Source organism: Nostoc sp. UIC 10630 (assembly GCF_010747425.1).
Lineage (GTDB): Bacteria > Cyanobacteriota > Cyanobacteriia > Cyanobacteriales > Nostocaceae > Nostoc.
In genome coordinates, this window is the sequence record NZ_JAAGOG010000234.1 from 1 (window position 1) to 10,550 (window position 10,550).

Annotated in this window: 8 protein-coding genes; 3 read left to right on the forward strand and 5 right to left on the reverse strand. The window is 38.7% G+C overall.

What is annotated here, in order from left to right; translation table 11 throughout:
- Positions 1 to 98: 98 nt before the first annotated feature.
- On the reverse strand, positions 99 to 683 hold the full coding sequence (locus G1O98_RS32805) for a filamentous hemagglutinin N-terminal domain-containing protein (protein WP_163937344.1): 585 nt from the start codon (positions 681 to 683) through the stop codon (positions 99 to 101).
- A gap of 33 nt (positions 684 to 716) precedes the next feature.
- Between G1O98_RS32805 and G1O98_RS41275 the strand changes: the two genes are divergently transcribed.
- Both G1O98_RS41275 and G1O98_RS32810 read left to right on the forward strand, forming a co-directional pair.
- Positions 717 to 968, forward strand: a complete 252-nt coding sequence (locus G1O98_RS41275) for an SDR family NAD(P)-dependent oxidoreductase (RefSeq protein ID WP_345940619.1) — start codon at positions 717 to 719, stop codon at positions 966 to 968.
- 14 nt (positions 969 to 982) lie between these two features.
- Positions 983 to 1,501 carry an SDR family NAD(P)-dependent oxidoreductase gene (locus G1O98_RS32810; protein ID WP_345940620.1) on the forward strand — a complete coding sequence of 173 codons (519 nt, stop codon included), beginning with the start codon at positions 983 to 985 and terminating at the stop codon, positions 1,499 to 1,501.
- A 183-nt stretch (positions 1,502 to 1,684) separates the two neighbouring features.
- Here G1O98_RS32810 and G1O98_RS32815 read toward each other — a convergent pair whose 3' ends face one another.
- Positions 1,685 to 3,061: a monooxygenase gene (locus tag G1O98_RS32815; protein ID WP_163937347.1), complete on the reverse strand. Its 1,377-nt coding sequence runs from the start codon at positions 3,059 to 3,061 to the stop codon at positions 1,685 to 1,687.
- A 245-nt stretch (positions 3,062 to 3,306) separates the two neighbouring features.
- Here G1O98_RS32815 and G1O98_RS32820 point away from each other — a divergent pair, with 245 nt between their 5' ends.
- Positions 3,307 to 4,038, forward strand: a complete 732-nt coding sequence (locus G1O98_RS32820; RefSeq protein ID WP_243458616.1) for a hypothetical protein — start codon at positions 3,307 to 3,309, stop codon at positions 4,036 to 4,038.
- Positions 4,039 to 4,076: 38 nt separating this feature from the next.
- Here G1O98_RS32820 and G1O98_RS32825 read toward each other — a convergent pair whose 3' ends face one another.
- The 3 genes from G1O98_RS32825 to G1O98_RS32835 form a co-directional block, all read right to left on the reverse strand.
- Complete coding sequence (locus G1O98_RS32825) at positions 4,077 to 4,448, reverse strand: hypothetical protein (RefSeq protein ID WP_163937350.1); 372 nt, start codon at positions 4,446 to 4,448, stop codon at positions 4,077 to 4,079.
- A gap of 312 nt (positions 4,449 to 4,760) precedes the next feature.
- Positions 4,761 to 9,470, reverse strand: coding sequence for a non-ribosomal peptide synthetase (locus tag G1O98_RS32830; RefSeq protein WP_163937353.1), 4,710 nt, complete (start codon positions 9,468 to 9,470; stop codon positions 4,761 to 4,763).
- A gap of 282 nt (positions 9,471 to 9,752) precedes the next feature.
- The coding region (locus G1O98_RS32835) for a phosphopantetheine-binding protein (protein WP_243458617.1) at positions 9,753 to 10,550 on the reverse strand (798 nt) is incomplete at its 5' end.

The window sequence follows — 10,550 nt, forward strand, 5'->3', positions numbered from 1 at the left end:
ATCGCCATTTCTAGACGCTGGGTTATCATTGTTCGTTATTAGACAGATATTTCTACCCGTATTATCTCGCAGTCCTTTTCAGAAATCAAATATGATTCCTATAGTTGATTTGTTTTTCTAGTTCCTTGACCATCACCTTTTACTTGAATTGCGCCTGGATCAGTACCATATTGTAATCCTATTGGGGTATTAATACTTAGTAAAGGTGTATTTCCAGGATTTGTAGCACTAAAATCCAAATTATTTGGAAACTTCAAAGTAGTCGCTGTGCTAGCTATAAATGAACCTCCAATATCTAATCGTGCATCTTTTCCAAAAATAATCCCATTCGGATTAATCAAAAATAGATTAGCAATACCATTAGCTTTAATAAGCCCATCAATATTGGATATTGACTTCCCTGTTACACGGTTAATAATGTTTTGAATGTCTAAAGCATTTTTGAAAAAAGTAGAAGAACCAGTAGAAGTAGAGAATTCCTGAAAGCTATGATACAGATTATTCCCTGCTCTAGTTCCTCCAGTGATTTCAATAGTATTATCAGAAACTGTAACGAGAGAGTTTTGAGGCAAAGTTTTATCTGGAACAATCTGGGCTGTAACGGTTTTATTAAATAATAATATACAAAATAAGCCTAAATCAACTAGACATATTTTTATAATTGTTTTAAAATTTGTGGGCATAACTAACCTCTGGTTTACTCCAAAATTAAACTTATGACTACTGCTTTAATAACAGGAGCTTCTTCAGGAATAGGAGCAGCATTTGCAAATGAATTAGCTGCCCGCAAAAATAATTTAGTTTTAGTGGCAAGAAGTGAAGAAAAACTTCAAGAGCTTGCCCAAAAACTCCAAGAAGAACACAAAATCAAAGTACACACTTTAGTGAAAGATTTGACGATAACAACGGCGGCTGTTGATATTTTTAATGCTCTGATTGAAAAAATATCACTAGTATTGATACTTTAATTAATAACGCTGGGCTGGGGGACTATGGGCTTTTTAGTGAAAGTCAACGAACGAAACAACTACAAATGATTCAATTGAATATAACGGCACTAGTTGATTTAACTTATCAGTTTCTTCCTCAAATGATACAACAAGGCAGAGGCAATATTATTAACATTTCCTCAATAGCGGCTTTTCAAGGGTTGCCATATATGGCCGTTTATGCCGCTACAAAAAGTTTTGTCCTTAGCTTTAGTGAAGCTTTGTGGGCCGAGAATTCTAAGACAGGAGTCAAAGTACTTGCTGTGTGTCCTGGCCCTACAAATACACAATTTTATGAAAAAGCTAGTTTTGATAAGTTTTCCAATGAAGCAGAATCACTACGCTTGGATAACCCTTCAGAAATAGCAAGGGAAGCTTTAAATGCTCTTAATTCAGAAAGTTCTCATGTTGTTACAGGTCGATGGGATAATAAAGTAATCTCTGGAATTTCACGTTTTCTACCTAGAGAGATTTGGTCAAAAGTTTTGGAACAAGAGTTTCGCCCTAAATAGTAATTATCAAAACAGACTTTAGCCCTTTTGGAGTCAGAATACCTTAACTGTATTCTGACTTGGAAAATTACTAGTGAAGCTCTCTTAGAGCCTGCGTTTCCTGCAAAAAAGTAAGTTAGCAAGAGCGCTTAATAGAAAACGTCTCTGGTTTGGCTTTTGAATTCTAAATAACTGAATTATTCTTCAAGATTTATTTACTAGAGTATAGTAAATTGCTCTGGGGCTAAAAAGCTTTAGTGGGGAGATAACTAAATTAGTAACTTGCAGGAATAAAATGTTCATTTCTGGAAAAGATACAGTTCCAAAAATAAATTTTTGGCTATACCATTGTGTAAAATTATGCAATAACCCTCGCTTCTGAATGGATGGAAAAGTAGAAGGAAAAGCAGAATCTTGAATTGTTGCTACATTCCAATGGGGAAAATTGCTTTTAGCTAATTCCTTTTGAAATTTTGAAGATAAAAAATAGCCATCCTTCGACCAATTTTTTTGCTTTTTCAAACAACTGTGTAAAACTAGTACAGCAAGTGAGCTAACTGTTAAACCCTGTCCATAAACAGGGCATAAGGCACAAACAGCATCACCTAAAGCTAAAAAGCCAAGTGGCAATTCAATTTTTTCGTAATGGCGGAGTCGATTAGCATTAGCACGATAAGCATAGATAGGAGAGATAGGCTCGGCATCTTTGATAAATTCGTAAAACTTGGAACTCGGTAAACTATTGGCGAATTCTAAAAAACCCTGCTCGTCAACTGGAGGAAAGTCTCGTCCGTAACCTCCAAGAGTAGCAATCCATTCTCCATTTTCAATTCTTGCTAAATATCCTAAACGTTTGTTATTAGGGGGGACTTGAGGAATTAACATTACTTTCCCTTCAAATGCCAAATTTTCAACTTTTTTATAACGCCTTGTGGAATACCCTAAATGTGGATCAACTATACTCTCAGGGGGACAACTAAATTTCAACTTTTCTAGCCATTTAGGAGCAGAAGAGTTTCTGCCGCTAGCATCAATAACAAGTGAAGCTTCTTCAAGTCTCTCCTCTGTTGCTCCAACAGGATGTAGCAAAACGCCAGTGATTTTTTTTTCGTTATTACATACTAAGCCAGTTGCACGATGCCTCTGCAACCAATATACATTTCCTAACTGAGTGACTCTTTTCCGTATAGTCCACTCTAATAATGGACGACTACAAGTATAAGAAATAAATTCCGAGGGAGATGCAGCAATTGCACCCCATCCGACATTCGGGACTAACCTAAAAAATTCTTGTGCCCAATCTATTGGTAATGCACCATTAAACTGTAATTCTTCACCTATTCCAGGAAATAATTCTTCAATAATTCTGTACCCTTTGACCAGCAGCACATGAGGCTGAACAGACTGTGCTACTCCTTTCCGAGGTATCGGTTGATCGGAAAACTCGTCACTATCAATAATAGTGACCTTAGAAAAAAATTTTGCAAGTACTGTAGCGCTAAGTAACTCTGCAATACTCCCACCAATTACAACAGCGTGAGTTTTGTAAGTATCATTTTTGGCTTTTGTAATATTCACCATTCAATTCACTATTGTTTTAAGTGTGTAGGTACTTAGTGCCGATGGAATAGAAGGCTTAAGGTAAAATAATTACATATAAACTCTCATGAGAGAAAAGGTTTTTTCCAGTGAAGATCGGGATTATAATATTGAACTTAAGCTGTAGGGCATCTATTAATAATAAGAAAAAGCGCATTTTGTCAATCAGCTAAAATGAAGAACAAAGCTTACGCTTGCAATTGGAACGTCAGGTATAAAGGGCATTTTTGTCAGCAGGTCAGGCGCTGATGGAGTTGAGGGACAGACGGCTGTACCGTTCCACGCACCGTACTTTTGAAGAATACTGCCGAGATCGCTTCAATTATAGTCGTGATGCCGCTTACTTAAAGATTTCGGCTACTGTGGTTTATGAGAATCTTCAAAAGTTTTTGCCGACCATTGGTCGGCAAATTCCAATGCCGACCAACGAACGACAATTGCGTTTTTTGGCGAAAGCAGAGTTGGAACCTGCTGTGCAAGCGGATGTATGGCAACAGGCAGTAGAGCAAGCTGGCAATAAGATTCCATCTGGTCGCATAGTGAAAGATGTTGTAGATAGGATACGCGAAAGGACGAAAGTACCCAATCCTTACCACGTTGGGGAGATATGCGTTCTTCTGCCCAAAGATAATCCAGACTTGAGAGGTAAAGCGGGTTATTGGGGCGTAGTCAGCCATGTTGGAGAATACAGTTGTACACTCCAGATATGGGACGGTGACTATACCGTAAAAATCGAACACCTGAAATCACTGGAATTACTTGATGAAGATTGTAGATTCATGCAGCAGTTATGTGTGAGGTTACGGCAGTTGCATCAAGTAACCAACCGTGACTCTTCTGTGGATTGGCTGTTGCAGGGGTTGGGGAAACAAGCAAAACCTTATTTATCTTCGTTGCAGGCAAAATTACTGGCGGCTGTGGAACGGGAGTACAAAATCGAGTGGAGGCAACAGAAATGATGGTGCAGTTAGGAAACAATAATTTAATGCAACAAAGTTTACTTAACGAGTTCACTTTCAAATATTTCTCGCCACAATTCAAATTCCGGACAATTGCACCAAAGGGTAACGAACCCATCAAAAAGTTTAGTTCCTGAATTTTGAACTCCCCTTGGGAGAACTTGGATCAAGATAGGAATATCTAAATCACATTTCCAATTTTCTATTTCTTTTTGAATTTGGGCAATAGTGTCTTGATGGAATCCTCGGTCGTTGTTAGAACACTGAACAAGTAAACATCCACTATCAGAATCTTTGACTCGCTTGAGCGAGAAATTAATCTGCGTCCACATTGATTGGACTTCATTGAAAATATTAGGCAAACCATAGTGATTGCCTAATATTGCCTTGCGGCGTTTCGATTCACCCATAAGTCCCCCTCAGCAATACAAATTTTGACAAGGATGACGAAGAAGATAAGGAATCTCCTGACGACGAGTAAGCTCAATAGCGCTCAGACTAACCCTCTGGGGGTTATTAACTACTAATACTATTGTAACGATAAATCAAGGGTTTTAAGTATTTTGCAGTTGCAAGAATTGGGGATTTTGCCAAACCGTATCTGTCATCCTTACAGTCAAAGCTGCTGGCGGCTCTTGAAAAGGAGTACAAGCTGGTTTGTCAGCAGCCAAAGCAAAATTGATTCTTAATGTAAAAATTCAATCTAGTGCCTGAATCTTTTTTTAAAGTTTTACGCTCTCTTCGTTTAAGGAAGATAACTTAATCCGCCGACTTTCACGAGATAGTGGTACTAAAACTGGGGCAAAACTTTGAGCATTGCTTTCTTTAAAGCTTTCCACTACCTTAGATAATTCTGCAATTGTTGATGCCTCAAATACGCTACGTAAAGGTAACTCCACGTGTAAGGTGTCGCGCACTCTAGAGACAAGCTGAGTTGCTAGTAATGAATGACCCCCTAATTGAAAGAAATTATCATAAATTCCTACGCTCTTAAGTCCTAAAACCTCAACAAAAATTTTCACCAGCACTTGTTCAACAGGCGTTCGAGGTGCGATGTAATTTTCAGGCAATTGGGGCTTTATTCCATTATGGAATGCTCTTAAGGCGCGGCGATTGACTTTACCATTAGCTGTTAGAGGTAAAGACTCCAATACTACAAAACCTGATGGCATCATGTACTCAGGCAGTTTTTGTGCTATGTAAGTCTGCAACTGTGGCACTAACTTACGCGCTGCTTTGGTTTGTAGAGGATTATTGGCGTAAGATTGCCAGGGACGAGAGAGAGTTGTGCTATGAGGAAAAATAGTTCTTTTACCTACTTCATCTTGCCGTACAAAAACTACATCATAATGTCCTTCAGTACTTGAATGTGACCATGTAATATCAAGGCTATAAGGTACGTTTAGCACATAGAAATCTTCTGGATCTACTCCGAAATTTTCTAGTTCTTGCAAAGCTTTACGTAATTGACCCACAGTTTTAAAACTTTCTACGTCTGTTAGCCATTCTGCTGTTTTAACTGCTGACATTACCCGCGCATTAGGTACATTGATGATGTTTAATATTTTTGGTTGATTCTCAATTAATAACTGACGCACTGCTGAGACTGTGAGATTATCTTCAGACCAGTTCAGTACTGAATAATCTTCAGTATTACTAACAATTTCGGTACTAATATAAAGTACTACATTATAACGAAACTGAGTTAGCTCATTATGATCTTTTCCACGCATCAGTTGAATTTGCACATGATTAATCTGCGGAAAGTGTTGCTTGATAGCACTAAAAAAAGCTGGGTCAATAACTAACTCTGTTTCTTGAAATATTTGTGTTTGTACCCGTTGCTGCAACTCGAAGCAGGTAAGGGAAGGTTCACCTTGATACAGTTGGACTGACGCATGGAAAGCTTGCAAAAGTGGCAAACTACGTACATCCCCTATGAAGATAAAGCCACCTGGAGCAGTTGCCTGCACAGCACCTTTTAATACACTAATCAGATAATCAATAGTCGGAAAATATTGTACAACTGAGTTCAGAATTACTGCATCAAAAGCTGCTGTTTGTACTTTCTCGAAGTCAGTAGCCATTTGCTGATACAGCGTTACTTGCGGCATTTCTTGTTTTTGTAACTGTTGCTGAATGCAGTTAAGTGAAACAGAGGAAAAGTCTGTTCCCCAATATTTAGTGCAGTGAGGTGCGATTCTAAATAGAATCAAGCCTGTTCCACAACCAATTTCTAACACTCGTTTGGGTTGCAAAGCCAAAATCTGCTCAACTTGGTTATCCACCCACTCACGCATCTGCTCTGCTGGAATAGGCTGATTTGTGTAACTACTATTCCAGCCGACAAAATTGAATGTAGGATCTGAATCAGTAGATTGATTATAAGTTTCGTTATACAACATCTGCCATTGCAAAATCTGCTCATTCTGCAATTGCATTAATTGCAAATTATCCTGTTCGCTACTGTATTCAGTTTTTGGTACTACATAAGCTACTATGCGCTTTTCCTGTTCATCCTCACGAGTTATTACTACAGTTTGCTGCACTGCTGGATGCTGATTCAGTACCGCTTCAATTTCTCCCAACTCAATACGATAGCCACGAATTTTTATCTGCTCATCGAGGCGACCTAAAAATTCAATGTTACCATCTACTCGATAGCGAACTAAATCACCTGTTTTATAAAGTCGTACTTTTAACTTATTAGTAAAAGAATGATAAATGAAGAATTCAGCAGTTAAGTCAGGATGGTTTAAATAACCTCGTGCTAACCCATCACCACTTATGTACAACTCTCCCGGAACGCCAATAGGTACTGGTTGTAAATATTTATCTAATATATAAAGTTTTGTATTGGCGATCGCACAACCAATTACAGGTGCTAAATTATCTTTATTCTTAATAGAAATATGACCAGAAGTTGTAAGAACCGTGTTCTCCGTTGGTCCATAATTATTAAATACTTGAAAAGAGTGAGAAGCTAAAGGATATTGATTTAGTTTGTCTCCACCTGTGAGTAATATTCGTAAAGCTGCGTTCTGAGGAAAATCTAATAATAAAACTTTCTCTGCTAAAGGTGTTGGGATGAAAGAAATTGTTATTGCTTTTGATACTAGCCAATCTCGGAGATGGTCAGGCGATCGCTTGGTTTCATCATCTACAAAATAAATGCTTGCCCCAGTACTCAGATAAGGCCAAATTTCCCAACCGCAAGCGTCAAAGGCAACTCCAGAAATCTGCGTTGCTCGGTCAAGAGGTGAAACTGCAAACGCTTTTTGATGCCAAAATACTAAATTTAACAATCCTCTATGTTCAATTTTAACCCCTTTAGGTTTTCCAGTTGAACCAGAGGTATAAATGACATAAGCGAGATTATCTACTGTAACTTTACTAGTAAGGTTATCTTCAATCTCTTGAAAAATAATCTCCCAATCTCTATCTAAACAGATTATTTGCGAATTATAGTTTTTCAGGCGTTCAAACCATCGCTCATGAGTTAATAAAATTGAGACTTGAGCATCTTCAAGCATAAAGTTTAAACGTTCAGATGGATAGCTGGGATCTAAAGGTACATAAGCTCCACCTGCTTTCAGTATGCCCAACATCCCGATTACCATATCAAAAGAGCGTTCTACACAAAGTCCTACTAAAACTTCGCTTTTAACTCCTAATTTTTTTAGATAATGTGCAACTTTATTACCGCATATATTTAACTCTTTATAGCTAAGTTGCTTATCGTCAAATACTAGTGCAGTTGCCTCACCATTCTGCTGTGCTACACTCTCAATTAACTGATGAATACACTTATCTTGAGGATAGATTGCCTGGGTACTGTTCCATTCAACTAACAATTGATGTAGTTCAGATTCGCTTAAAAGTGGTAATTGTGTAATTCGGTCTTCTGGATTTGCAACTATACCCTCTAGTAATATTTGGAAGTGTCCTAGCATCCTAGTGATAGTAACGTTATCGAATAAATCAGTGCTATAAATTACAAAGCCACTAATTCCTTCTGAGCTATCTGCCCATAACCCATTTTGAGTATTTGGCTCCCACAAGTGGAACTCCAAATCAAAGCGCGTTGTTTGCGTTTCAAATGGTAGCGGACTTAAAGTTAAGCTAGGTAACTCTAAGGCTGTCATCGGCGCATTCTGAAGTGCAAAAACAACTTGAAATAGGGGATTTTGATTCAAATTACGCTCTGGATGTAGTTCTTCTACAAGCTTTTCAAAAGGTAAATCTTGATGGCTGTATGCTTCTAAAGCTACCTCTTTAACTCGACTCAATAGTTTCCGAAAAGTTGGGTTTCCTGATAGATCGGTACGCAGTACTAAGCTATTGACAAAAAAACCAATTAATCCCTCAATTTCACTACGATTACGATTGGCAATAGGTGAACCAATAGCAATATCTTCTTGTTGGGTATAGCGGGAAAGTAAAGCTTGGAATGCTGCTAGTAGGGTTATGAATAAAGTTACCCCTTCTTGTTGTCCGAGAGCTAAAAGTGCTTTGCTCAAACTTTTTGATAATTGCAGAGGTTGCCTTGCACCCTGATAAGTTTGCACACCTAGTCTTGGTCTGTCGGTTGGCAGATTTAGCATAGAAATGCCGTCTAATTGCTTTTGCCAGTAAATCAGTTGCTTTTTTAATACTTCCCCTTGCAACCATTGGCGTTGCCAGTATGCAAAGTCTGCATATTGGATTGTAAGTTTCGGTAGAGGAGAAGGCTGATTGCTGGCAAAGGCTGTGTAGAGTGCTGCTATCTCTTGAATCAGCACCCCAATAGACCAACCATCGGAGACAATGTGGTGCATAGTCAGCAACAGGATGTATTCTGTCTCATCCAACCACAGCAGTTTTACTTGCAGCAACGAATCAGTTGATAAATTGAAAGGACGTTGAGCTTCTTGTGTAGTAAGTTGTCGTGCTTGTATTTCTCGTTCGGCTTGTGGCAGTTGCCGTAAATCTATTACTGGTAAAGGTATTGTTAGGGTAGAATTAATTACCTGAACTGGTTGCCCTGTCTGTACGACAATAGTGGTACGTAAAGCTTCATGTCGTTGCACGATTTCATTAAAAGTTTGCTCTAGCGCGGCTAATTTGAGCGAACCTGTTAAATGTAGTGCTAGTGGGATGTTATAGAAAGGATTATTAGGGATTAATTGGTCAAGAAACCACAGCCGTTGTTGAGCAAAGGAGAGGGGAAGATTTCCTGATCGCGAAATAGGTACGATAGGTTTAAAACTGTGGTTATTAGTACGATTAGATGCGGCTAAAAATTCAATAATTTCTGCTTTACGCCCTTGAATTTCTGCACGCAGTTCTGGTGTAAGAATTCCATCAGGGGCATTAGCGCGAAACTTTTCACCATCAATAAAAACTTGAATATCTAAGCTGCGAAGATAAGTTAAAAACTCAACCGTATTCAAAATTAAACCCCTTCGCAAATATTGTTATTGATTAGAAGTTAGCAGGCAGCTATGCTGTAAGAATACTGCTTATGTCAAGCTGCACTGCTTATTACCTAACCCAGCATTTTTATCACACTTCTAAGACTATATAAATCATTCCTGGGAATGAAACTTCGGTGATTATAACTATGGTATAAAGCTAAAACCAGGTGAATACATGGCATTGATGGAACAAAACCAACAGTTTGCCGAAGCAATCATCACATTTTGCGTTGGCTGGTCAAACTCAAGCGTTTCTCTTTAAAATTCTATGTCTTCTCGCTCTTGACTCGTAGCTCCACCTTTATATAAACCTTTTGCTGTCCAAAACATTGTGTCAATACATCTAGCAAGTTGTTCAACAGTTGGTGCTTCAAACAAATTGCGTACAGGCAAATCTATTTGGAAGGTGTCACGGATACGGGAAGTTAGCTGAGTCGCTAGGAGAGAATGACCGCCCAATTCAAAGAAATTGTCATGGATGCCTACTTGCTCTTTTCCCAAGACTTTAGCCCAAATTTGGGCAAGTAACTCTTCAACCTGCGATCGCGGTGCTACATAATCTTGATTATTGAAAGAAATTGTATCAGGCATGGGTAAAGCACGGCGATCCACTTTACCATTAGGTGTTAGAGGTAGAGATTCCAGGATCACATAAGCTCTTGGCATCATGTATTCTGGTAACTTTTCTTTGAGGAATTGGCGAAGTAAGGATGCAAAGCTTTGCACCTCTTGCATCGGTATCTGTTCCTGGTTTGGAACAATATAAGCTACCAAGTACTGATCATCAGGTACGTCCTCACCCACAATGACAACAGTTTCTCTCACTGCTGGATATTGATTCAACACCGCTTCAATCTCTGACAACTCAATGCGGAAGCCGCGAATCTTTACTTGATTGTCAATGCGACCTAAAAATTCAATATTGCCATCTGGTAAATAGCGGGCTAAATCACCTGTTTTATAAAGCCGGGGACTGGGAACACTTTGACAAAGCTCAGTGAGCGCTGGGGATTGGGAATTAGGCATAATTTCTGCTCCCCTGCTCCCCTGCTCACC

Bases quoted from the DNA above. Each gene is read 5' to 3' on its own strand.
- G1O98_RS32805 (WP_163937344.1), bottom strand. From the start codon at position 683: ATGCCCACAAATTTTAAAACAATTATAAAAATATGTCTAGTTGATTTA.
- G1O98_RS41275 (WP_345940619.1), top strand. From the start codon at position 717: ATGACTACTGCTTTAATAACAGGAGCTTCTTCAGGAATAGGAGCAGCA.
- G1O98_RS32815 (WP_163937347.1), bottom strand. From the start codon at position 3,061: ATGGTGAATATTACAAAAGCCAAAAATGATACTTACAAAACTCACGCT.
- G1O98_RS32825 (WP_163937350.1), bottom strand. From the start codon at position 4,448: ATGGGTGAATCGAAACGCCGCAAGGCAATATTAGGCAATCACTATGGT.